Below are 22501 nucleotides of genomic sequence, written 5' to 3' on the forward strand. Positions count from 1 at the left end.
GCGGGAACGGCCCCCGGGGTGCCTGCCCCGACGGTGCCGGATCGCGGCGCCGCCGGGGAACGGCTTGATGCGGAACGAGCCGCGCGCGTACTACTTGACGGTGACTTCGTTGACCACGATGTCGCCGTGCCAGTCGGTCGTGACGTTCTCGACGTCCTTGCCGTAGCCGGCGTTGATCTTGTAGTTGAACACCGGGATGGCGGGCATCTCCTCGGCCAGCTTGAGCTCGACCTCCTGGTAGATCTTGACCGACTCCTCCAGGCTCTCGGCGTTGTCGCCCTTCTCCATCAGCTTGTCGATCTCCTTGTTGGAGAAGCGACCGCTGTTGGCCTCGGCCTTGGTGTGGTAGAGCTCCCGCATGAAGTTGACGTTCACCGGGTAGTCGGCCACCCAGCCACCGCGGTACATGCCCTTGACCTTGTTGGCGTCACGCAGGTCGAGGTCCGTCTGGAAGTCCGGCTTGGAGTCCGGGATGCACTCCACACCGGTGTTCTGGCGGATGTTCTCGCAGACCGCGGTGATCCAGTCCTTGTGGCCGCCGTCGGCGTTGAACTGAATCCAGACCTTGTTGCCCGGGACGCCGCCGCCTTCCTCGACCAGTTCCTTGGCCCGCTTCGGGTCGAACTTGAAGGCCGGCGAGTCGAGGTCCTGGTTGCCCATGACCTGCGGCGGGGTGAAGCTGGTGGCCGCGTCGCGGGTGCCGTTCAGCACGGTCTTGGCGATGGTCTCGCGGTCGATCGCCATGGACAGACCCTGGATGACCTTGGGGTCGACGTCCTTGAACGGCTTGCTGTAGAAGGCCGGGACGATGCTCTGGACGCCGGCGAAGGGCTCCTCGATCGCCCGGTCGCCCAGGTCGCTCTTGTACTTGGGCAGGTCGCGAGACGCGATCTGGCGCACCACGTCGAGGTTGCCCGAGATGAGCTCCTGGTACGCGGCCTCGGGGGTCGAGTAGTTCTTGAACTGGATGCCCTTGTTGGCCGCCTTGTCGTCGCCCTTGTACTTGTCGTAGGCGGCGACCTGGAACAGCTTCTTGTGGTTCCACTTCTCGAACTTGTACGGCCCGTTGCCCACCGGGTTCTTGGCGAACGCCTTCGGGTCCTCCATGGCCGACTTGGGCAGCGGGGCCCAGGTCGTGTAGCCCAGCTTGTACTCGAAGTACGGGACGGCCTCGGCGAGCTCGATGGTGAAGGTGAGGTCGTCGACGACCTTCAGACCGGACATCGTGTCGGCCTTGGCGTCACCCTTCTCCGGGTGGACGTCCGCGTAGCCCTTGATGTCGGCGAACCAGAAGCTGTTCTTCTGGTTGTTCTTGATGTGGGCGGCCCAGTTCCAGGTGTCCACGTAGGACTGGGCGGTGACCTTCTCGCCGTTGTGGAAGGTCCAGCCGTCCTTCAGCTTGACCGTCCAGGTCTTCGAGTCCTCGGTCTCGATGGACTCGGCGTTCAGGTAGACCGGCTTGCCCTCGTTGTCGTGCTCGAGGAGCTGGGTGAAGAGCGCCTTGACGATGTAGCTGCCGTTGCTCTCGTTCGTGTCCGAGGGGATCGGCGCGTTCTGCGGCTCGCCGACCTCGATCGAGACGTAGCCCTCGGGCTTGCCGGAGCTCGACTTCTTGCCGTCGTCGCCGCTGTCGCCGCCGCACGCCGTCACGGCCATCGTTACGGCTATCGCACCCGCAGCGAACTTGGCACTTCTGGCACCGCGCATGGGTGTGCCTCCTCAGGAGTCCATCGTCAGTACATGGAAGGGCGCCGGTCGCGGGCTGACACCCCTGACAGCCGCAGCCGGCACCTGTGCTCGTGAGTCGGCGCGCTCCCCACAGCGCGTGACCCATTGACCCGAGCTCGATGGACCCCACTATCGGTCACCCGGGACCCTTGAAACCACACGTCAGGGATCTCGGTTTGGTCACATCAACCAGGCCGGATGGCCGAAATCCGGGCAAACTAAGCCCATACAGACAGGCACGAAACGGACTGTTAACTCACGTTCCGGATCACAGGGACCGATAGTCGAACGTCGTCCCACCGAAATCAGATTGACAACGGAGATCATCAAGGCCCGGTGAGAGCCCTGCTCAGGGGGCCTTTCCGGCGGGTCCGCCGGGCGACAGTTACCCGCGCGTAGCTCGCCGGAAACCGGCGAGAACGAGCCATCCGGCCGGGCCCCCCGGGGGAACGCCGCCGGGGGCGCCCCGCAGGACGCCCCCGGAAGGGCCGGAAGGACCGCGGCGGTACGGCCGCGGAGACCTCAGCGCTTGGCGCGGGAGACCGCGCGGGCGCGCTCCTTCTGGTCCAGGACGACCTTGCGGATGCGCACCGTCTCCGGGGTCACCTCGATGCACTCGTCGTCGCGGCAGAACTCCAGGGACTGCTCCAGCGAGAGCAGCCGCGGCGGGACCAGGGACTCGGTCACATCCGCCGTGGAGGAGCGCATGTTGGTGAGCTTCTTCTCCTTGGTGATGTTGACGTCCATGTCGTCCGCACGGGAGTTCTCGCCGACGATCATGCCCTCGTAGACCTCGGTGCCCGGTGAGACGAAGAGCACACCGCGCTCCTGGAGGTTCGTCATCGCGAAGGCGGTCACGACTCCGGACCGGTCGGCGACCAGGGAGCCGTTGTTCCGGGTGCGCAGCTCGCCGAACCAGGGCTCGTGGCCCTCGAAGATCGAGTGCGCGATGCCCGTGCCGCGGGTCTGGGTCAGGAACTCCGTCCGGAACCCGATCAGGCCGCGGCTGGGGACGATCCACTCCATCCGGATCCAGCCGGACCCGTGGTTGGTCATCGTCTCCATGCGGCCCTTGCGCGCGGCCATGAGCTGGGTGATGGCGCCCAGGTGCTCCTCGGGGGAGTCGATGGTCATCCGCTCGATCGGCTCGTGGAGCTTGCCGTCGATCTCCTTGGTGACCACCTCGGGCTTGCCGACGGTGAGTTCGAAGCCCTCCCGGCGCATCGTCTCGACGAGGATGGCCAGCGCCAGCTCGCCGCGGCCCTGCACCTCCCAGGCGTCGGGACGCTCGGTGGGCAGTACCCGGAGGCTGACGTTGCCGATCAGCTCGCGCTCCAGCCGGTCCTTGACCAGCCGGGCGGTGACCTTGTGTCCCTTGCCGCCCTTGCCGACCAGCGGGGAGGTGTTGGTGCCGATCGTCATCGAGATGGCCGGCTCGTCCACCGTGATCAGCGGCAGGGCGACCGGGTTCTCCGGGTCGGCCAGCGTCTCGCCGATCATGATGTCCGGGATGCCCGCGACCGCGCAGATGTCGCCCGGGCCCGCCTTCTCGGCCGGCTTGCGGGTCAGCGCCTCCGTCATCATCAGCTCGGTGATGCGGACGTTCGAGACGGAGCCGTCGCGCTTGATCCACGCGACGGTCTGGCCCTTCTTCAGCTCGCCCTGCTCGACGCGGAGCAGCGCGATCCGGCCGAGGAAGTTGTCGGCGTCCAGGTTGGTGACATGGGCCTGGAGCGGGGCGCTGTCGTCGTACTCCGGGGCCGGGACGGTGCCGAGGAGCGTGGTGAAGAACGGCTCCAGGTTCTTGCTGTCGGCCGGGACGGTGCCGTCCTCCGGCTTGGTCAGCGAGGCGATGCCGTCACGGGCGCAGGCGTAGACGATCGGGAACTCGATCTGCTCCTCGGTCGCGTCGAGGTCGAGGAAGAGGTCGTACGTCTCGTCGACGACCTCGGCGATCCGGGCGTCCGGGCGGTCCGTCTTGTTGATGCAGAGGATCACCGGCAGCTTGGCCTGCAACGCCTTGCGCAGCACGAACCGGGTCTGCGGCAGCGGGCCCTCGGAGGCGTCCACCAGCAGCACCACGGCGTCGACCATCGACAGACCGCGCTCCACCTCGCCGCCGAAGTCGGCGTGGCCGGGGGTGTCGATGATGTTGATGGTGACGGGCCCGCCACCGGTGGACGGGTGGTACTTGACCGCGGTGTTCTTGGCGAGAATGGTGATGCCCTTCTCGCGCTCGAGGTCGTTCGAGTCCATCATGCGCTCGTCGAGGTTCTCGGCGGCGTGCGCGGCGAAGGCGCCGGCCTGCTTGAGCATGGCGTCGACGAGGGTCGTCTTGCCGTGGTCGACGTGGGCGACGATGGCTACGTTACGGATGTCGTGGCGCGTGGGCATACTGCGGGGCACTCCCGGAATCGTGGATGGCGGCGCGTACGGTCCGGCACGCGCGCCCGCCGGGCTGGAACATGCCTCGGCCTTACTCCATCGTACGGGCCTCCGCGCACCCGGAGCTCATCGGCCGCCCGGCGGGGTGCGGGGCGGAGGAACGGCTCAGCGGCGGAAACCCACGTCCTGGTACCGCGGGGTCGCGAAGCCGAAGGCCCCGGCGTTGACCACCCCGGGCCGTACGGCCACCAGCTCGGGCCGCTGGTAGAGCGGGATGGCGCCGGCCGCTGCCCAGATCCGGGCGTCGGCCCGGCTCATCAGCTCCCGGGCGACCGACTCGTCCAGCTCCGCGGCCGCCTGCTCGAAGAGCTGGTCGATGCGGTCGGTGCCGACCCCGGTGTAGTTCTGCTCGACGGTCAGCGAGCCGTCCGGCGCCGGCCGCGGCTTGGCGAACACCGGGCGGGCGTCGGTCGCCGGGAAGGCCGTCGCCGGCCAGGAGTAGAGGGCGAGGTCGAAGTCCCCGGAGGCGACGTGCTCCCGGAAGAACTTCTCCCCCGCCACCTCCTCGATCTCCGCGCGGATCCCGACCGCGGTGAGCATCTGCGTGATCCGTTCCGCGACGGCGCGGAGCTGCCCGGTGCCCCGCTCCTCCGGCAGGACGAACTCCAGCGTGAGCGGGACGCCGTCCTTGTGGAGCACATGGGCGTTGCCGGGCAGGGCCCGCTCCCCGGCCTTCTCCGCCGCTCTCTCCCCGGTCTCCTCGTCGGTGCCGTCGCCGCCGGGGCCGTTGTCCCGCTTCCCCTCGTCCTCGTTCCGGGCGTCCTCGTTCCCGGCGTCCTTGTGCCCGGCCCCCGCCTCGATCGTCCGCCAGCCGGCGTCCGCGAGCATCGCCTGCGCCGCCGCGGGGTCCTGCCCGCCGAGGGCCGAGCTGTTGTCCTCGTACCCCGGCTGGCCCGCCAGGCGCAGATGGCTGCCGGGCGGAGCGGCCGGGAGTTCCAGCGGTTTCAGCACCGACTCGGCGAGCGCGGAGCGGTCGATGGCGCGGGCCACGGCGCGGCGCACACGCTCGTCTGCCAGCGGGCCCTCCGCGCCGTTCAGCGCGAGCTGCGTATAGGCGGGGGCCAGGGAACGGCGGACGTCGATCCGGCGCAGCGCGGCCGCGCTCGCGTCGCGGCGCTTCACGGAGGTGCGGATGTCCTCCACCTCCGGCCGGCCGATCCCGGCGATGTCGAGCTTCCCGCCGGCCAGCGCCGCCACCCGGCGCTCGCGGGGCACGGCGGTCAGGACGAGCCGGTCGAGCCTGGCCCGGTCGCCCCACCACCGGGGGTCGCGGACCAGCGTGACGGTGCGCTTCCGGGCATCACGGGTGCGGAGGGTGAACGGGCCCGCGGTGGCCTTGAGGGTCCGGCGCGTGACGTCGTTGAAGGCGTCGGCCCCGCCCGTCGCCGATCTGGGGTACAGCGGGGTGAAGAGGGAACGCCAGTCCGCGTACGGGGTGCCGAAGGTCACCCGGATCTCGTGGGCGTCCCGGCCCGGCTCGACCCGGGCGACGCGGTCGTAGCCGGCGTTGCGCGCCGTCCAGAAGGCACGGTCGCGGCCGTTGAGGGCCTGCCACTGGGCCCGGAAGTCCGCCACGCCCAGGGGGCGGCCGTCGCTCCAGACGGCTTCCGGGTTCAGCCGGTAGACGACCACCTGCGCGGGCTCGTGCCGGACGACCTCCGCCGAGCGGAGATAGTCCGGGTTGCGCTGCGGGCGGCCCGCGCGGTCGAGGGTGAAGAGCGCGGGGAGGACGGCCGCGGCGATGCGGTCGGTGGTGGCGTCGGAGTCGGCCTGGAAGGCGTTGAGCGTGGCCGGCGCCGAGTCGACGGCCCACCGGACGGTGCCGCCCTCGCGGACCTGGTCGCGGGGGGTGGCGGCGATGTCCGGCGGGGCGGTGGGGGCGGCGGACCCGTCGTCGCCGCCCCCGCAGGCGGTGAGGCCGGCCAGACCGGCCAGGAGGGCGGCGGTCAGCAGCAGCGCGGTGGGCGCGGGTGCGCGCACCCGCGCCCGGGCAGGCGGTGCCGGGGACCGGTCGGGTCGTGCCGGGGCCCGGCGGCCGGCTGCGCCGGGGCCCGGGTCTGCGGCGGTGCTCGGGTCGGCTGCGCCGGTGCTCGGGTCGGCTGCGCCGGGGCTCGGGTCGGCTGCGCCGGTGCTGGACATGGTGTACCTCCGGGCTCGCGCGCGTGTCTCCTCATCACTGAAGGGGAGGCCCGGGGCCCGGGCACGGTGGATACGGCCGGGGGGCCGGGGATGTCACCCGTGCGAGTGGTGCTCGCCTGCCGGCGCGGGTTCGCCTCCGGCGGGGTTCCGGTTCTCGTCCGGGTGCGGCGCCGTTCGCCCGCGCTGCGCGGGTTCGCCTCCGGCGGGGTTCCGGTTCTCGTCCGGGTGCGGCGCCCTTCGCCCGCGCTGCGCGGGTTCGCCTCCGGCGGGGTTCCGGTTCTCGTCCGGGTGCGGCGCCCTTCGCCCGCGCTGCGCGGGTTCGCCTCCGGCGGGGTTCCGGTTCTCGTCCGGGTGCGGCGCCCTTCGCCCGCGCTGCGCGGGTTCGCCTCCGGCGGGGTTCCGGTTCCCATCCGGGTGCGGCGCCGTTCGCCCGCGCTGCGCGCGGGTGCTGCCCTCCCACGGCCACCCGTTGCTCCGTGGCGAGAGGCGCCTGGTCATGCCCGGTCGCCCGTTGCTCCGTAGCGGTATGTCCCCGCGCTCGTAACCCGGGCTTCTCGGGTCGGTGGGGGCTTCCGCCGTCGTTCCGTCCCGGCTCGGCGTCGCGCGAGCGGGGCGGCGCCGGCTCCGTTCCGTACACGCGCCGGGCGGGCGGACGGGGGTTCGGGGACGGCATGCGTCACGGGTGAACGGAGTGCTATTCGCTGCCGCCGTCTTCACAAGCGCGCTTGTGACGCGCGACACTCTCCGGGTGTCGCACACCGCAACACCGCGGAGGTGAGGGCGAGTTATGTCCCTGCACGACGATCTGCGAGCCGCGCAGCGCTGTCTCGACGAGCTGGGCCGCACCGTCGGCCGCCTGGAACGCCAGGTCGGCGGAGGTCCCGACATCCGCCGGGTGCGCTCGGACACCGAGCACCTGCGCGAGAGCCTCGCGCTGCTCAGAGACGCCGCGCCGGACGCACTGCCGGCGGAGCCCCGGCAGGACGTGATCGTGATCCCGGACGCTCCGTACAACACGGCGCTGTGGGCCGACGCCGAGGACGAAGGACTCGGGGCCCGCCACGGGCAGGCGCCCTGACGCGGGGCCCGGCCGCCCGGAATCACCGGACCGCCCGGAGAACCCGAGGAACACAAGGAATGCGCGGGCCCCGCGGAGCACGCGGGCCCGCCGCCCCATCCGTCCCGAACCGGAGCACCTCTTGGCCACTGGCACCGACTCCACGACCGCCGGCGAGCCCGGCGGCCGCACCGGCCCCGGCGGCACAGCCTCCGGCGGCGTGCGCCGGGGCGTGAACTCCCCGGCACGCGCCGCCATCGGCGCCGCCCATCTCCGTACCGACCGGTGGTGGCTGTCGCCCGCCGCCACCGCGGCCGGGCTGCTCGCCTTCGTCGTCTACTCCACCTGGCGGGCGTTCGCCAACGCCGACTACTACGCCGCCCCGTACGTCTCGCCGTTCTACTCGCCCTGCCTGGCGGAGAACTGCGAGCCGATGAAGGCGGGACCCAACTGGCCGCTCTTCGGGGACTGGTGGGGTCTCTCCCCGGCGCTGATCATCCTGGTGTTCCCGCTCGGCTTCCGGCTGACCTGCTACTACTACCGCAAGGCCTACTACCGGGGCTTCTGGGCCTCGCCCCCGGCCTGCGCGGTCGCCGAGCCGCACACCGCCTACCGCGGCGAGACCCGCTTCCCGCTGATCCTGCAGAACATCCACCGCTACTTCTTCTACGCGGCGCTGCCGGTGGCCCTGATCCTGACCTACGACACGGTGCTCGCCTTCCGCGACGAGGACTACGCCTGGGGCCACATGGGCCTCGGTACCGTGATCATGCTGGTCAACATCGCCCTGATCTGGCTCTACACCGTCTCCTGCCACTCCTGCCGGCACATCATCGGCGGCCGGCTCAAGCACTTCTCGCGCCATCCGGTGCGCTACCGCCTCTGGGGATGGGTGAGCCGGCTCAACGCCCGCCACATGGAACTGGCCTGGGCCTCGCTGATCAGCGTCGCCCTCGCCGATCTCTACGTCTATCTGCTGGCCACCGGCGTGTTCGACGACCCGAGGCTGTTCTGAGCGGAGAGCCGGGCGTCCAGGGGGTGCCAGACATTCCGGGAGTGACAAGAGTGACGAGCGTTCGCAGAGGGATAGGACAGCGATGACCCAACCGGAAGAGCAGGCCTGGGACGTGGTCGTGGTCGGCGCCGGCGGCGCCGGGCTGCGCGCCGCCATCGAGGCCCGCGAGCGGGGCGCGCGCACCGCGGTCATCTGCAAGTCCCTGTTCGGCAAGGCCCACACGGTGATGGCCGAGGGCGGCATCGCGGCCAGCATGGGCAACGTCAACGAGGGCGACAACTGGCGGGTCCACTTCCGCGACACCATGCGGGGCGGCAAGTTCCTCAACGACTGGCGGATGGCCGAGCTGCACGCCCGCGAGGCGCCGGACCGGGTGTGGGAGCTGGAGACCTGGGGCGCCCTCTTCGACCGCACCGCCGACGGCCGCATCTCGCAGCGCAACTTCGGCGGCCACGAGTACCCGCGCCTCGCGCACGTCGGCGACCGCACGGGCCTGGAGCTGATCCGCACCCTCCAGCAGAAGATCGTCGCGCTGCAGCAGGAGGACTTCCGGGAGCACGGCGACTACGAGGCGCGGCTGAAGGTCTTCCAGGAGTGCACCGTCACCCGCGTCCTCAAGGACGGCGAGGGGGACGGCGGCAGGGTCTCCGGGGTGTTCGGCTACGAGCGCGAGTCCGGCCGGTTCCTCGTCCTCCGGGCGCCCGCCGTGGTGCTGGCGACCGGCGGCATCGGCAAGTCGTTCAAGGTGACCTCCAACTCCTGGGAGTACACCGGCGACGGGCACGCGCTCGCCCTCCTCGCGGGGGCCCGGCTGACCAACATGGAGTTCGTCCAGTTCCATCCCACCGGCATGGTCTGGCCGCCGTCCGTGAAGGGCATCCTCGTCACCGAGTCCGTCCGCGGCGACGGCGGCGTGCTGCGCAACAGCGAGGGCCGGCGGTTCATGTTCGACTACGTGCCCGACGTCTTCAAGGAGAAGTACGCGCAGTCGGAGGCGGAGGGCGACCGCTGGTACGAGGATCCGGACCACAACCGCCGCCCGCCCGAACTGCTCCCCCGCGACGAGGTGGCCCGTGCCATCAACGCCGAGGTCAAGGCCGGCCGCGGCTCCCCGCACGGCGGGGTCTTCCTCGACGTCTCCACCCGTATCCCCGCCGAGACGATCCGCCGCCGGCTGCCGTCGATGTACCACCAGTTCAAGGAGCTGGCGGACGTCGACATCACGGCCGAGCCGATGGAGGTCGGCCCCACCTGCCACTACGTGATGGGCGGCGTCTGGGTGGAGCCGGACACCGCGCAGGCCCGCGGGGTGACCGGGCTGTACGCGGCGGGCGAGGTCGCCGGCGGCATGCACGGCTCCAACCGGCTGGGCGGCAACTCCCTCTCCGATCTGCTGGTGTTCGGCCGCCGCGCCGGGCTGCACGCGGCGGAGCACGCCCTCGCCGCGGCCGGTGAACCGCCGGCCGTGCGCGAGGACGCCGTGGAGGCGGCCGTCGCCGAGGCCCTCCGCCCGTTCGGCGCGGCGGAGGACGGCGGCGCGGCGGACGCGGCCGGCGGTGATGGCGGTGGCGGTGCCGGGGCCGAGAACCCGTACACGCTCCACCAGGAGCTGCAGCAGACCATGAACGATCTCGTCGGCATCATCCGCCGCGGCGGCGAGATGGCCGAGGCCCTGGAGCGCCTCGGCGGGCTGCGGGACCGCGCCCGCCGCGCGGGCGTGGAGGGGCACCGGCAGTTCAACCCCGGCTGGCATCTCGCCCTGGATCTGCGGAACATGCTGCTGGTCAGCGAGTGCGTGGCACGGGCCGCGCTGGAGCGGGAGGAGAGCCGCGGCGGCCACACCCGCGAGGACCACCCGGGCATGGACCGCGCCTGGCGGCGGATCAACCTGCTCTGCTCCCTGGCGGCGGAGGAGGAGGACGGGACGGCACCGGCCGCCCCCGCCTCCCGCGGCCGGATCGCGCTCACCCGTTTCACCGCCCCGCCCGTCCGCAGTGATCTGCTCGCCCTCTTCGAGAAGGACGAACTGGGCAAGTACCTGGCCGATGAGGAGCTTTCCCTGTGACCCACACCGTTCACTTCAGGGTCTGGCGGGGCGACGCCGGGGGCGGCGGCCTGGCGGACTTCGACGTCGAGGTCAACGAGGGCGAGGTCGTCCTCGACGCCATCCACCGCCTCCAGGCCACCCAGGCCCCGGACCTCGCCGTCCGCTGGAACTGCAAGGCGGGCAAGTGCGGTTCGTGCAGCGCCGAGATCAACGGCCGGCCGCGGCTGCTCTGCATGACCCGGATGTCGGTCCTCGACCTCACCGCGCCCGTCACCATCACCCCGCTGCGCACCTTCCCCGTGCTGCGGGACCTGGTCACCGATGTGTCGTTCAACTACACCAAGGCCCGCGAGGTGCCCGCGTTTGTACCGCCGCCCGGGGTGGCGCCCGGCGAGTACCGGATGCGGCAGGAGGACGTGAACCGCTCGCAGGAGTTCCGCAAGTGCATCGAGTGCTTCCTCTGCCAGGACGTCTGCCACGTGGTGCGCGACCACGAGGAGAACAAGACGGCCTTCTCCGGGCCGCGCTTCCTGATGCGCGTCGCCGAGCTGGACATGCACCCGCTGGACGCCGCCGCGGAGACCGGTCTCGACCGCAAGTCCACGGCGCAGGAGGAGCACGGCCTCGGCTACTGCAACATCACCAAGTGCTGCACCGAGGTCTGCCCGGAGAACATCAAGATCACCGACAACGCGCTGATCCCGATGAAGGAGCGGGTGGCCGACCGCAAGTACGACCCGCTGGTCTGGCTGGGCTCGAAGATCCGCCGCCGCGGGGCCTGATCCCCGCGGCGGGAGCCGGCGCGGCCCGGGGCGTCAGTAGAGGCTCAGCAGCGCCTCGACCGGGTCGGTGCCCGGCGACTCCCCGTCCGGCAGGGCGAGTTCGAACCAGACGGTCTTGCCGCGCGGGGTGCGCCGGCTGCCCCAGCCACTGCTGAGCAGGCCGACGAGCTGCAGGCCCCGGCCGCCCTCGTCGGTGTCGCGGGCGCGCCGGCGCCGCGGCTGGACCAGGCCGCTGTCCCACACCTCGCAGACCAGGGTGCGGTCCAGCAGCAGACGGAGCCGGATCTCCCCCTCGCCGTACCGCAGGGCGTTGGTGACCAGCTCGCTGACCAGCAGCTCGGTCGTGTCGACGAGCTCCTCCAGGCCCCAGGCCACCACCTGGTCCCGGGACAGTTCCCGCGCCCGGGAGACCGACTGCGGCTCGCGCAGCAGCGTCCAGTCGCCGACGGACTCCGCCGGCAGGCCCTGGACCCGCGCCATGAGCAGGGCGGTGTCGTCCTCGCCGTGCTGGGTGTGCAGGGTGCCCAGCACATGGTCGGCCACGTCCTCCAGCGGCCGGCCCTGGTTGTCCAGGGCGGCGCGGAACGCCTGCAGCCCTTCCTCCAGCGGGTGTTCGCGGGACTCGACGAGGCCGTCGGTGTAGAGGGCCAGCAGCGCCCCGTCGGGGAGTTCCACCTCGACCTCCTCGAAGGGCTCCCCGCCGACGCCGAGCGGCATCCCGGTGGGGACCTCCATCATCAGCGCCGATTCGCCGGGCTCCACCAGGACGGGCGGCAGATGACCGGCGTTGGCGAAGGTGCAGCGCCGGGTGACGGGGTCGTAGACCGCGTAGACGCAGGTGGCGAGGTAGACCTCGGAGAGGTCGTCGGCCTCGCGGCCGCTCCGGGCCGCGGAGCGCGATCCGCTCTGCGTGCCGTGGGCGACGTGGGTGCCGGCGGGCGCGGCCAGGCCGCGGGCGATCTCGTCCAGGTGGGAGAGCACCTCGGCCGGCTCCAGGTCGAGCATGGCCAGGGTGCGGACGGCGGTGCGCAGTTCGCCCATGGCGACGGCGGCGCGCAGGCCGCGGCCCATGACGTCGCCGACGACCAGCGCCGTGCGGTGGCCGGGCAGTTCGATGACGTCGAACCAGTCGCCGCCAACCTCGGTGGCGGTGGTGCCGGGCAGGTAGCGGCAGGCGATGTCGAGCCCCGCCGCCTCCGGGTCGCCGGGCGGCAGCAGGCTGCGCTGGAGGATCAGCGCCCGCTCGTGCTCGCGGCGGTAGAGGCGGGCGTTGTCGATGCAGACGGCGGCGCGGGAGGCCAGCTCGGCGGCCAGGCCCAGATCGCGCTCGCCGAACGGCTCGCTGCCCTTCACCCGGGAGAAGCGGACGAGGCCGACCACCGTGTCGTGGGCGATCATCGGCACGGCCAGGGTGGACTGCACGATCGCGGCCAGGTCGGGCCGGTCGTCGCTGCCCCAGCCGGGGACGACGTGGGGGCGGCCGGTGCGCAGGGCGTCGGCGAGCGAGGAGTCGAAGGGGTACCGGTGCACGGCCCCCACCTTCACCGGGGAGCTCGCGCTCCGCCGCCCCTCCCCGTCGTCGGGCTCGGACAGCGGCAGCGGGGCGCCGGAGACGGCGCTGGCGAAGGCGACCCGGCGCATCTCGGCGCTGCCGTCGGCCAGCCCGGGCACCGGCTCGCGGCCGACCCGCGCGGAGAACGGGGCCTCGTCCCGGCTGAGGAGTCCCTGGAAGAGGTCGACGGAGGCGATGTCGCAGAACTGCGGCACGGCCACCGCGAGCAGTTCCCGGGCCGTGGTCTCCAGGTCGAGGGAGTTGCCGATCCGGGCACCGGCGGCGTTGAGCAGGGCGAGGTTGCGCCGGGCGCTGGCGGCCTCGCGTTCGGCGTTCCGCCGCCGGGTGACGTCGGTGCCGAGGCCGGCCACGCCGATGGGGCGGCCGCCCGCGTTGTGCAGCCGGTAGAGGTTGACGGTCCAGCGGTGCTGCTCCTCGTCGCCCCGTACGGAGCCGAGGAGTTGGAGGTCGGTGACGGGGCTGCCGGTCTCCAGCACCTTGCGGACCGCGTTCTCCAGCCGGTCGGCCTCGCCGGGCGGCAGATAGTCGGCGGGGACGCAGCCGCGGTGGGACTCGGGGGTGCCGCCGAAGACGGTGGCGAAGCGCTCGTTCACCCGCATGATCCGGAGGTCCGTGCCGAAGAGCATGAAACCCATCGGAGATTGGCCGAAAACCGCCTCCGAAACGGCAAGGTCGGTCTCGATGCCGCGGAGGGCGCGGACGTCCACGACGATGCAGACGGCGCCGCGTTCACCCTTCTCGGTGTCGGCCGGCATCACATAGACCTCGGCGAGGCCGTGCCCCCCGGAGCCGTCGGCGGCCCGGAAGGGGACCAGGCCGACCCACTCGCGGCCGTCCATGATGTCCGCCATCGTGCGGCGCCCCCGGTCCCGCAGATCGGGCCGGAGGAAGGCTTCGACCGGGTCCTTGCCGAGAGCGTCGCGGGCGGGGATGCCGAGCTGTTCCGCGGCCCGGTCGCTCCACTGGGCGATCCGGCCGTCCGGCCCCAGCGAGAAGGAGGCCACCCCGATGTAGTCGTAGATCGAGCCGGGCGGATGCCCCTGCCACACGGGCACACCGGTTGCCTCGCCGGCCGATCCCGGCCCCGCTGGTATATCGCTCACGCGCCCGTCCCCTCCAGCTCACCTTGCCCGGACCGGCATGGGCCGAGTATCCAGCACCAACACCATCCGGAACACGGCCTTCACGATCACAGCACGGTTTCAACTGTTGAATCGGACGTGATCAGGTCCTTTCTCTCTCCTAACCGGAGAGGACCAGCTCGAACCACACCGTCTTCCCCGAACTGCCCCGGCGGGCACCCCAGCGGTGGGAGACACCGGCCACGAGTTGCAGCCCGCGGCCCCCCTCGTCCTCCGGGGCGGCGATGCGCGTCAGAGGCGGATCGGGCAGCGGGTCGGACACTTCGACCACAAGAGTACGGTTCGGGGTGCGTTCCATACGGACTCCGATCGGGCCGCTCGCGTAGCGGAGCGAGTTGGTCACCAACTCACTGACCAGCAGTACGGTGATATCGCTCACAGCGTTCAGCCGCCACTCCCGCAGCGTGGCGCGGGTCAGCGCACGGGCGTCGCGCAGCGTGCCCGGGCCGGCGGGGAAGCTCCATTCGGCCACGTGCCCGTTCAGGGAAGGGGTGCCGGGAACCACCGCCTCGGCGGGCCGGAAGGACAGCGGGACCGCCGGCTCGGGGGACCCTGTGGTGTCACTCACACCGACCACTTCCAACCGGTCACGGGAGGCCGGGCGTCACGGCCCGAGCGGGTTACTGGCACACTGCGGCCGGACTTAACCGGTCGAAGCATCGCTTACCCGATATCGCGGTGTGAATATCGCATTACCGCAGCAGCTGTGGCACGAACGGCGCAGCGCGCCCGCCCCACGCCCCGTCCCCCGCGTCACCCCGCTCCGGCGCACGCTCCGCCGGCCTCCGCCGTCAGCCGCCGTACGACCTCGGCGACGGCGGGGCGGTCCTGGTCCAGCCAGTCCACCTCGCCGGCCCGCTCGGGCGCCAGCCAGCGCAGGGCGTCGTGGTCCTGCAGCGGCTCCGGCTCACCGGAGACCAGCCGCGCCGTCCAGACCTGCAGGACATGGGGCGGTGAGAGGGGCCAGGCGCCGGGGACACGGGCCAGCGGGACCACCTCCACGCCCAGTTCCTCGCGGAGTTCACGCACCAGGGCCTCGGGGGCCGTCTCGCCCGGCTCCACCTTGCCGCCGGGCAGCTCCCACCGGCCGGCGAGCGCGGGCGGCGCGCTGCGCCGGGCCGCGAGCAGCCTGCCGTCGCGCAGGACGGCGCCGCCGACGACAACGCGCGCTTCCGCCCCGTCCGGGGCGTGCCGGGCTTCGGGGGTGTGCGGCGCTTCCCGGGTTTCCGGGGCGTCCGGGCCCGCCGCCCGCCGGTCCGCCGCCCGCGTCTCGCGCGCTTCCCCGTCCCGGGTCATACGTGGTGCTCCGTCATGGGACGGACTCTACGAGCCGCGGGCCACGCGCTCGACCACGTACAGCTGTTCACCCCCGGACCGGTGGAGCCGGGCCGCGGCCTTCTCCGCCTCCGCGCGGGTCGCGTAACTGCCGACGCGGTAGCGGTTGCCGTTGCCGTCCTCGCGTATGACGAGCCAGGGGAGGACCGCGCCGCCGTCACTCATCGCCGCCCCTCCCGCGCCGGGGCGCGCGAGCCCGCGCACAGGGTTCCGTTCTGTGAGGAAACAGCAGTCTGCATATGCCCGAGCCTACGCCGGGCCCTTACGGAGCGGATACGAGTTTGCACGAAGAGGCACGCATCCGGCCACCCGTTCGAGCAGGCGGATGCGTGCCGACGTCACCGCCGGGCGGGCGCCGGGGCACGGCTCCGGGCTCCACGGCGGGGACGGAAACCGTTGGCGGGGGACGGGCCGGGACACCCCGGGGCGCGGAAACGGGCGGCGGGGCGGCTCCCGGTGCTCATCTGACGGGGAGGTGGTACGAGAGGCGGTAGCGGTCCGCCGGGATCACCACGTCGGCCGTCTCCACCGCCCGGCCCGAGGCGAAGAATGTCCGGGAGACGACGATGACCACCCGGCCGGGCACCCCGCCCAGCACCACCGTCTCCTCCGCGAGCCCCGGGCGGGCCCCGACCTCCTCCTGGACGTTGTCCACCACCACGTCGATCGCCGCCATCCGGTCCACCACGCCGCGCCCGGCCAGCGGCCCCTCCTCGGGCAGCATCACGGGCGTGCGGCCGGTGACCGCCAGCGGCTCCCAGGAGTTGACGATCATCATCGGCTCCCCCTCGGAGCGGTAGAGATAGCGCGTGCACATGACCCGGTCACCCGGCTCGGCACCGAGCCGCCGGGCGACCTCGGGGGACGCGGCCTCCTGCTCGCTGCGCGACTCCCACGTGCCCCGCATCCGCTCGTCGGCCTGCTCCTGCCGGAAGGGGGTGCGGTCGTCCGCCGAGCGGTACCCGGTCCGCGTGATGCGGCGCGGCTCGACGCGCTCCCGTACATACGTGCCCGAGCCCGAACGGCCCTCCACCAGCCCCTCGGCCATCAGCACCTTGCGGGCCTCCAGCGCCACGGTGTCGGAGACGCCGTACTCCGCGCGGATGCGGGCCTGGGAGGGGAGTCTGGTGTGCGGCGCCAGGGCACCGTCGACGATTTTCTGCCGCAGGTCGCCGGCGACCCTGAGATACGCGGGCTGCTCACCGAAGGACACGTGCCCCTCCCAACGGGTTGACATTCTGCGACAGCTTGGCAACCGAGAGTTGCCATCGCAAGCGAAGGCCAAAGATTCGCCCGAAGGGCTGATGCTGGGCGGGAGCAGGCATGAACGGGCCCGGCCGGGGAAGCGGCGTGCGTGCGCCGCGTGCGCCGGGTGTGCTGCGTCCGCCGGGGGCTCGGGGGCGGGCCCGGTGCGCCGGGTGGGCACGCCCCGTCCCGCCCCGCGATGGGCGAACGGGACGGGACGGGAGGGGGCCCCGCCCGGGATCAGAACCGCAGGGCCCAGGAGTTGAGGAAGCCGGGGGTCGCGGAGGCCGGGTCGTGGACACGGAGCTTCCACACACCGTCCGCCGTCTCACCGGAGGCGTCGACCGTGTAGTGGGCGGTGCTCTCGCCCATCCCCTCGGGGCCGGCCTCCTTCAGCACGTGGACGGAGCCGCCGGGGGCCACCAGCTCGATCCGGAGACTCTCGCTCCACGCGAACCGGATGTCGACGTCGACCCCCAGATCGGCCGGGGCGCTGTCCCCGACGCCGGAGACGGCGATGGCGGACTCGGTGACCGCCGTGCCGGCGATGAGGAGGTCGGCGGTGTTCTCGAACCGCGTGACGGCCGGCCCCTGGCCGCCGCCGCCCGCCTGCCCGCCGATGTGCAGCAGCCGGTCCGGCGATCCGTCGCCCGGGTTGCCGACGGCGCCGGGCACCGCCGACGAGACGAGGGTGCCGGACACCTCCGCCGGAGCGGCCGAGGGCCGGTCGCCGAGCAGGAGCGCGGCGGCGCCCGCCACATGCGGGGCGGCCATCGAGGTGCCGGACGCGGTGTCGGTCGCCGTGTCACCGGCGTTCGTGGCGGAGGTGATGGAGGAGCCGGGGGCGAAGAGGTCCACGCTCTCGCCGTAGTTGGAGAAGCCGGAGCGCTCCCCCGCCTTCGTGACGGCGCCGACCGTCACGGCTTCGGCCACCCGCGCCGGGGACGAAGTGGAGGCGTCCGCACCGGAGTTGCCGGCCGCCACGACATAGGTCACACCGGAGGCGATGGAGCCCCGGACCGCCGCGTCCAGGGCGTCGCTGGCGCTGCCCCCCAGGCTGAGGTTGGCGACGGCGGGCTTGACGGCGTTCTTCGTCACCCAGTCGATACCGGCGATGACGCCCGCCTCGGTGCCGGAGCCGTTGTCGTCCAGGACGCGGACGGCGACGATCTCGGCCTTCTTGGCCACCCCGTGCTCGGTGCCGGCGATGGTGGCGGCGACATGGGTGCCGTGGCCGACGCCGTCGCCGGCGGAGGTGTCCCCGTCGACCGCGTCGTAGCCGTACGAGGCACGGCCGCCGAAGTCCTGGTGGCTGATGCGGACTCCGGTGTCGATGACGTAGGCGGTGACGCCCTCACCGGCGGAGTCGGGATAGGTGTAGCTGGAGTCGAGGGGGAGTTCGCGCTGGTCGAGCCGGTCCAGGCCCCAGGAGGGCGGGGCGGGCTGGGTCGCCGTCGTGGTGACCGTCCGGTTGCGGTGGACCGAGGCGACGTCCGGATGGGCGGCCAGCCGCCGGGCCTGGCGCTCCGGCAGGCCGAGCGCGAAGCCGTTGAGCGCGGCGTCGTAGGTCTCGGCTATCTCGCCGCCGTACCGCTCCGCCAGCGCGCGGCCCTGCCGGGAGTCCGCCGCGGGGGCGTCCTCGTCGAGCACGACGATGTAGCTGTCCTCGACCGCTCCGGCGCCGCCTGCGCCGAGGATCTCGCCCTCCGCGGGCGGTGCGGCCGCGGCGGGCAGGACCCAGACCGCGCCGAGGACGAGGGCCGCGCCGGCCGCGAGGGCCGGACGAACCAATGGGCGGCTCGGGAGGGCGCGGAGCCGGGGGCGCGGGGAACGCCATAAGCGCCGGGGCTGCCGGGGGTTGCGCATCACTGCCATGGGGGGTTCCTTCTCGGAAAGGTGCGCGGGGTGGGGTGCCGCCCGGCACCGGCGGCCGGGGGGCGCCGATACGCGGGGCGCGGCGGCGCCGGCGGACATGCACGGCCGCTCGCCGACGCAAGAGTGGCCGACCTCCGCCCCTCGCACAAGAGTGCGCCCACCCCACCGGTCACCCGCGTTTCGGCGGGAGTTCACCGCCCGGCCGGCTCCGCCACCGCCCCGCTCACGTCCGCGTGGTCCCGCTCTCCGGGCCGCCGTCCGTACGGGAGATGACGTCCCCCGGTGCGGCCCGGATGGTGCGCGGCGCCGGCGGCTCCGCGGCGCCATCGCCGGGGCCGGTTCCGTCACCCGTCTTCATCGCCCTGGCCTCGCTCTTGAGGATGCGGGCCGACTTCCCCATCGAACGCGCCAGCTCGGGCAGCTTCTTGGCCCCGAGCAGCACGACGACGACGATGAGGATGAGGGCGATTTCGCTGATCCCGAACATCTGTGTATTCCCTTCCGCGCACCGATGATTGCCCCGTCTGTCCGAAAGTCGCCCCCCGGCCGGGGCCCGCCGGGCCCCCGCATCCGCTGGAGTCCGGGGCCCTCCGCGCCGGACGGGTCCGGGAGACCACGTCTTTCGGACGTTCCCCCGCCGAGACCCCCGCTCCGCGGACGGCGCGACGCCGGGCGGCCTATTCTTCTACACGCATGTAGAACATGAACAGACGGCCCGTCAGCCGCCGGCCGGAGCATGCCCCGGGCGGCGGTGCGGCAAGCGTCTGTGCCCGGACCGACGGATGAACTTCAGGAGGACACGGTGGCTTCGATCGACCTGGACAAGGTGCTGGACAAGGCGTGGGCGGACAAGAGCCTCCCCGAAGTCCTGGCCGCACCGGTCTCGGCCCTCAAGGGCGTGTCGGACCGCGACGGCGAGTTGCTGCGGGAAGCTTTCGGCGTGAAGACGGTCGCCGATCTGGGATCGCTGAAGTACGCCCGGTGGGCCCAGGCCCTGGTGGCCCTGGACGCATCGGCCAAGTGACCGGAGGCCGCGCGGCGGCCCCGGCAGGGAACACAGGAACGGACAAGAAGGAGTGAACGCCGCCATGGTGTTCAAACGACTGCTCGGAACGCTCGGTGTCGGCGGACCGACCGTGGACACGGTTCTGGAGGACGGCGCCGTGCCGCCCGGCGGGGTCCTGCGCGGACAGGTCCTGCTGCGGGGCGGGAGCGCGGACTTCGAGATCGAGCAGATCACGCTGGAGCTGGTCGCCCGGGTCGAGGCGGAGCACGAGGAGGGCGAGCGGGAGGGCACCGTCCCCTTCGAGCGCTTCACGGTGGGCGGCGGCTTCCGGCTCGCGGAGGGCGAGGAGCGTGCCGTCCCGTTCGCCGTGACGCTGCCCTGGGAGACCCCCGTCACCGAGCTCCACGGACAGCCGCTGGGCGTGGTCCTGGGCGTGCGCACCGAACTGGCGGTGGCGGGGGCGAAGGACAAGGGCGACCTCGACGCGCTGACGGTCCGTCCGCTGCCGGTCCAGGAGGCCGTGCTGGAAGCCCTCGGCGGGCTCGGTTTCGGATTCACCTCCGCCGACCTGGAGCTGGGCCGCATCCACGGCACGGGGCAGCAACTGCCGTTCTACCAGGAGATCGAGCTCTCCCCCGCCCCGCAGTACGCGCACGCGGTGAACGAGATCGAGGTGACCTTCCTCGCCGGGCCCGCCGGGGTAGAGGTCGTGCTGGAGGCCGACAAGCGCGGCGGGCTCTTCTCCGGCGGCCACGACGCCCTGAGCCGCCACACCGTCGGGCACGACGAGGCCGGGGCGCGCGACTGGCAGGCCGAGGCCGACTCCTGGATCCGGCAACTCGTCGAGAACCGGGCCGCGTACGGGGCCCCCGCGCCGTACGGCCAGGCGTACGGCCACGGCGGCCCGTACGGAGGCGGGGACGCGCACAAGGACGGCCACCACCACGGCGGCCACGGTTCCGGCCCCGGCATGGGCACCGCCATCGCGGCCGGCGCGGCCGGCCTGGCCGTCGGGGTCGCCGGCGGCCTGGTGGCCGCCGAGGTCGTCGACGAGATCGGTGACGCCTTCGAGGGCGAGGAGGAGGACGAGGAGGGCTGACGGGCCCGCCATCCGCCGCTCCGCGCCGGGGAGTTGTCCTTCCCGGCACCCCGTGACCCTGTAGCTTCTACAGGAATGTAGAGATCACCGGTGCCCGGGCGGCCGCGCCCGCCCGGCCCGGACCCCCCGACCAGGCAAGGACCTTTCATGGCTCTGTGGGACCGCATCAAGGAATCCGCCCAGACGATGCAGACGCAGCTGGAGGCGAAGAAGAACGACCTGAAGAGCGGCGCGTTCCGCGACGCGAGCATGGCGATGTGCGCTCTGGTCGCGGCGGCCGACGGGACGATCGACCCGGCCGAGCGCCGGCGTGTCGCCCAGCTCATCACGAGCAACGACGTCCTGCGGAACTTCCCCGCCGAGGACCTCCAGCGCCGCTTCGACGCCAACCTGGACAAGCTCACCGCGGACTTCGACTTCGGCAAGGTCGGCGTCCTCCAGGAGATCGCCAAGGCGAAGAAGAAGCCCGCCGAGGCCCGCGCCGTCGTCCAGATCGGCATCGTCATCGGCGGCGCCGACGGCGACTTCGACAAGACCGAGCAGGCCGTCGTCCGCGAGGCCTGCTACACCCTCGACCTGCCGCCCCACGAGTTCGACCTCTGAGCCGCGCCCGGGCCGCGCCCCCGGCCACCACATCCCCGGCTCACAGCGGGGTCGCCGCCTGGAGGACGAGGAACAGCGCCACGGCCGCGTTCGCCGAGGAGAAGGCGGAGGCCGCGGTGCCCATGGCCGCGGCCCAGGCGGCCAGCCCGGCGGCCGTGCGCGCCGGCGGCCAGACGCGGGCCGGCGGGGCCGGGGCCAGCAGCGCCCGGACTCTGCGGGGCACGGGCCCCGGCGAGGCGAAGCCCGGGAAGGCCGGCGCGGGCGCCGGAGCGGAGACCAGCGCGGCCTTCCCGATGGCGCGGGCCACCAGGCGCCGGTCCCCGACGGTGCGCGCCGCCTCCTCGTCGGCCCAGCGCTCGGCCCCGTAGAGGACCGCGGTCCGCAGGGGCCGCAGAAAGGGGTTGGCCCGGGCCGCCAGCTGGACCAGCAGCAGATAGCGGTGGTGCCGGGCCGCCAGATGGACCCGCTCATGGGCGAACAGGGCCCGGCGCTCCCGGGGCCGAAGAGCGGCCAGCATGCCCGCGGACACCACGATGCGGCCCCGCCCGCCGGGCAGCGCGTGGGCGTACGGCGTCTCGTCGGGCAGGACGGCCACCTGGGAGCCGGGCAGCCCGTCCAGGGCGCGCCGGAGGCGGCGCCGCATCCGGTGGTGGCGCCAGAGTGTCAGTGCGCAGCCCCCGGCCACGGCGTTGAGCACGGGAATGGCCGCGACCCCCAGGACCTCGTCATAGGGGACGGCCTCCCGCACCTCCGGATCGGACCAGCCGTCCGGCAGCGGGTTGCCCGGCAGTTGGGCGGTGCCGACGACCATGAGCAGAGCCAGGCAGAGGGTGCTGCACACCGCCAGGACGGCGGCGGCGCCGGTCAGCAGCAGGGTGGCCGCGCGGGGATGGAGGTGCTGCTCGGCCAGCCGGGCGATGGGCCAGGCCGTCAGCGGCAGCACCAGGGGCAGGAAGACGAAGACGCCCATCACCGGCCGTCCGGTGCGCCGGCTTCCCGGTCCAGGAGTTCCCGCAGCAGCCGCTCGTCGTCGGGCGGCAGCGCGGTGACGAAGCTCGCCAGCACCGCTTCCCGGTCCGTCTCGCCGTCCAGGACCCGGCGCATGCGCAGCGCCGCGAGCCCCGCCCCGTCGGAGGACGCCCGCCAGGCGAAGGAGCGGCCGGACCGCTCCCGGGTGACGGCCTCCTTGGCGTGCAGCCGGGTGAGGATGGTGATCACGGTGGTGTAGGCCAGCCCTCCGCCGAGCCGGTCCAGCACCCAGCCGGCGGTCGCGGGTCCGGGTGCCTCGCGCAGTACGGACAGCACCTGGGCCTCCAGCTCGCCCTGTCCCCGCCGCCGCGGCCGTGAACCGCCGCTGTCCGGTTCCGCCATGGCCCCTCCCTCCGCGGCCGTGCCGTCCGGCCGAGATCA

Annotated in this window: 18 protein-coding genes and 1 pseudogene; 7 read left to right on the forward strand and 12 right to left on the reverse strand. The window is 72.7% G+C overall.

Annotated elements, in window-relative coordinates:
* Nucleotides 1-90: 90 nt before the first annotated feature.
* From SXIN_RS10455 to SXIN_RS10465, 3 genes are all read right to left on the reverse strand, one after another.
* On the reverse strand, nucleotides 91-1707 hold the full coding sequence (locus SXIN_RS10455; protein ID WP_039822508.1) for a peptide ABC transporter substrate-binding protein: 1617 nt from the start codon (nucleotides 1705-1707) through the stop codon (nucleotides 91-93).
* Between the two features lie 543 nt (nucleotides 1708-2250).
* A complete protein-coding gene (typA, locus tag SXIN_RS10460; RefSeq protein WP_019710222.1) occupies nucleotides 2251-4122 on the reverse strand; it encodes a translational GTPase TypA in 1872 nt (623 codons plus the stop codon).
* Between the two features lie 156 nt (nucleotides 4123-4278).
* Entirely contained in the window at nucleotides 4279-6153 is a 1875-nt protein-coding gene (locus SXIN_RS10465) for an ABC transporter family substrate-binding protein (RefSeq protein WP_192883577.1), read from the reverse strand.
* A 946-nt stretch (nucleotides 6154-7099) separates the two neighbouring features.
* Here SXIN_RS10465 and SXIN_RS10470 point away from each other — a divergent pair.
* From SXIN_RS10470 to SXIN_RS10485, 4 genes are all read left to right on the forward strand, one after another.
* Entirely contained in the window at nucleotides 7100-7390 is a 291-nt protein-coding gene (locus SXIN_RS10470) for a hypothetical protein (RefSeq protein WP_019706640.1), read from the forward strand.
* Between the two features lie 121 nt (nucleotides 7391-7511).
* A complete protein-coding gene (locus SXIN_RS10475) occupies nucleotides 7512-8384 on the forward strand; it encodes a hypothetical protein (RefSeq protein ID WP_420341045.1) in 873 nt (290 codons plus the stop codon).
* A gap of 82 nt (nucleotides 8385-8466) precedes the next feature.
* Nucleotides 8467-10449, forward strand: a complete 1983-nt coding sequence (locus tag SXIN_RS10480; protein ID WP_019710225.1) for a fumarate reductase/succinate dehydrogenase flavoprotein subunit — start codon at nucleotides 8467-8469, stop codon at nucleotides 10447-10449.
* Nucleotides 10446-11213: a succinate dehydrogenase/fumarate reductase iron-sulfur subunit gene (locus tag SXIN_RS10485; protein ID WP_019710226.1), complete on the forward strand. Its 768-nt coding sequence runs from the start codon at nucleotides 10446-10448 to the stop codon at nucleotides 11211-11213. Before SXIN_RS10480 ends, SXIN_RS10485 begins: the two co-directional genes overlap by 4 nt.
* A gap of 33 nt (nucleotides 11214-11246) precedes the next feature.
* Here SXIN_RS10485 and SXIN_RS10490 read toward each other — a convergent pair whose 3' ends face one another.
* The 7 genes and pseudogenes from SXIN_RS10490 to SXIN_RS10520 form a co-directional block, all read right to left on the reverse strand.
* Nucleotides 11247-13889 carry a SpoIIE family protein phosphatase gene (locus SXIN_RS10490; protein WP_050930955.1) on the reverse strand — a complete coding sequence of 881 codons (2643 nt, stop codon included), beginning with the start codon at nucleotides 13887-13889 and terminating at the stop codon, nucleotides 11247-11249.
* 139 nt (nucleotides 13890-14028) lie between these two features.
* On the reverse strand, nucleotides 14029-14505 hold the full coding sequence (locus tag SXIN_RS10495) for an ATP-binding protein (RefSeq protein ID WP_019710228.1): 477 nt from the start codon (nucleotides 14503-14505) through the stop codon (nucleotides 14029-14031).
* A 176-nt stretch (nucleotides 14506-14681) separates the two neighbouring features.
* Nucleotides 14682-15095: pseudogene (locus tag SXIN_RS10500) on the reverse strand ((deoxy)nucleoside triphosphate pyrophosphohydrolase); the annotation flags it as partial.
* 156 nt (nucleotides 15096-15251) lie between these two features.
* Nucleotides 15252-15428, reverse strand: coding sequence for an SPOR domain-containing protein (locus SXIN_RS10505; protein ID WP_019710230.1), 177 nt, complete (start codon nucleotides 15426-15428; stop codon nucleotides 15252-15254).
* Between the two features lie 295 nt (nucleotides 15429-15723).
* On the reverse strand, nucleotides 15724-16476 hold the full coding sequence (locus tag SXIN_RS10510; protein ID WP_019710231.1) for a GntR family transcriptional regulator: 753 nt from the start codon (nucleotides 16474-16476) through the stop codon (nucleotides 15724-15726).
* A gap of 272 nt (nucleotides 16477-16748) precedes the next feature.
* Complete coding sequence (locus SXIN_RS10515; RefSeq protein ID WP_095756907.1) at nucleotides 16749-18383, reverse strand: S8 family peptidase; 1635 nt, start codon at nucleotides 18381-18383, stop codon at nucleotides 16749-16751.
* A gap of 223 nt (nucleotides 18384-18606) precedes the next feature.
* Nucleotides 18607-18870, reverse strand: a complete 264-nt coding sequence (locus SXIN_RS10520; RefSeq protein ID WP_019710233.1) for a twin-arginine translocase TatA/TatE family subunit — start codon at nucleotides 18868-18870, stop codon at nucleotides 18607-18609.
* A 315-nt stretch (nucleotides 18871-19185) separates the two neighbouring features.
* Between SXIN_RS10520 and SXIN_RS10525 the strand changes: the two genes are divergently transcribed.
* From SXIN_RS10525 to SXIN_RS10535, 3 genes are all read left to right on the forward strand, one after another.
* Entirely contained in the window at nucleotides 19186-19407 is a 222-nt protein-coding gene (locus tag SXIN_RS10525; RefSeq protein ID WP_019710234.1) for a hypothetical protein, read from the forward strand.
* A 64-nt stretch (nucleotides 19408-19471) separates the two neighbouring features.
* Nucleotides 19472-20488 (forward strand): sporulation protein, encoded by a 1017-nt coding sequence (locus tag SXIN_RS10530; RefSeq protein ID WP_039822523.1) that lies wholly within the window; start codon nucleotides 19472-19474, stop codon nucleotides 20486-20488.
* A 147-nt stretch (nucleotides 20489-20635) separates the two neighbouring features.
* Nucleotides 20636-21091 carry a tellurite resistance TerB family protein gene (locus SXIN_RS10535; RefSeq protein ID WP_019710236.1) on the forward strand — a complete coding sequence of 152 codons (456 nt, stop codon included), beginning with the start codon at nucleotides 20636-20638 and terminating at the stop codon, nucleotides 21089-21091.
* A 40-nt stretch (nucleotides 21092-21131) separates the two neighbouring features.
* Here SXIN_RS10535 and SXIN_RS10540 read toward each other — a convergent pair whose 3' ends face one another.
* Both SXIN_RS10540 and SXIN_RS10545 read right to left on the reverse strand, forming a co-directional pair.
* Nucleotides 21132-22061 (reverse strand): M56 family metallopeptidase, encoded by a 930-nt coding sequence (locus tag SXIN_RS10540; RefSeq protein WP_095756908.1) that lies wholly within the window; start codon nucleotides 22059-22061, stop codon nucleotides 21132-21134.
* Nucleotides 22061-22462 carry a BlaI/MecI/CopY family transcriptional regulator gene (locus SXIN_RS10545; RefSeq protein ID WP_019706091.1) on the reverse strand — a complete coding sequence of 134 codons (402 nt, stop codon included), beginning with the start codon at nucleotides 22460-22462 and terminating at the stop codon, nucleotides 22061-22063. Before SXIN_RS10545 ends, SXIN_RS10540 begins: the two co-directional genes overlap by 1 nt.
* Nucleotides 22463-22501 lie beyond the last annotated feature (39 nt).

The organism is Streptomyces xinghaiensis S187, from assembly GCF_000220705.2.
GTDB classification, from domain to species: domain Bacteria; phylum Actinomycetota; class Actinomycetes; order Streptomycetales; family Streptomycetaceae; genus Streptomyces; species Streptomyces xinghaiensis.

What these genes read in the sequence shown, in the direction of transcription:
- SXIN_RS10515 (WP_095756907.1), bottom strand. Translation starts at nt 18,383, where the DNA reads ATGGCAGTGATGCGCAACCCCCGGCAGCCCCGGCGCTTATGGCGTTCC.
- SXIN_RS10505 (WP_019710230.1), bottom strand. Translation starts at nt 15,428, where the DNA reads ATGAGTGACGGCGGCGCGGTCCTCCCCTGGCTCGTCATACGCGAGGAC.
- typA (WP_019710222.1), bottom strand. Translation starts at nt 4,122, where the DNA reads ATGCCCACGCGCCACGACATCCGTAACGTAGCCATCGTCGCCCACGTC.
- SXIN_RS10470 (WP_019706640.1), top strand. Translation starts at nt 7,100, where the DNA reads ATGTCCCTGCACGACGATCTGCGAGCCGCGCAGCGCTGTCTCGACGAG.
- SXIN_RS10520 (WP_019710233.1), bottom strand. Translation starts at nt 18,870, where the DNA reads ATGTTCGGGATCAGCGAAATCGCCCTCATCCTCATCGTCGTCGTCGTG.
- SXIN_RS10535 (WP_019710236.1), top strand. Translation starts at nt 20,636, where the DNA reads ATGGCTCTGTGGGACCGCATCAAGGAATCCGCCCAGACGATGCAGACG.
- SXIN_RS10530 (WP_039822523.1), top strand. Translation starts at nt 19,472, where the DNA reads ATGGTGTTCAAACGACTGCTCGGAACGCTCGGTGTCGGCGGACCGACC.
- SXIN_RS10455 (WP_039822508.1), bottom strand. Translation starts at nt 1,707, where the DNA reads ATGCGCGGTGCCAGAAGTGCCAAGTTCGCTGCGGGTGCGATAGCCGTA.
- SXIN_RS10480 (WP_019710225.1), top strand. Translation starts at nt 8,467, where the DNA reads ATGACCCAACCGGAAGAGCAGGCCTGGGACGTGGTCGTGGTCGGCGCC.
- SXIN_RS10540 (WP_095756908.1), bottom strand. Translation starts at nt 22,061, where the DNA reads ATGGGCGTCTTCGTCTTCCTGCCCCTGGTGCTGCCGCTGACGGCCTGG.
- SXIN_RS10545 (WP_019706091.1), bottom strand. Translation starts at nt 22,462, where the DNA reads ATGGCGGAACCGGACAGCGGCGGTTCACGGCCGCGGCGGCGGGGACAG.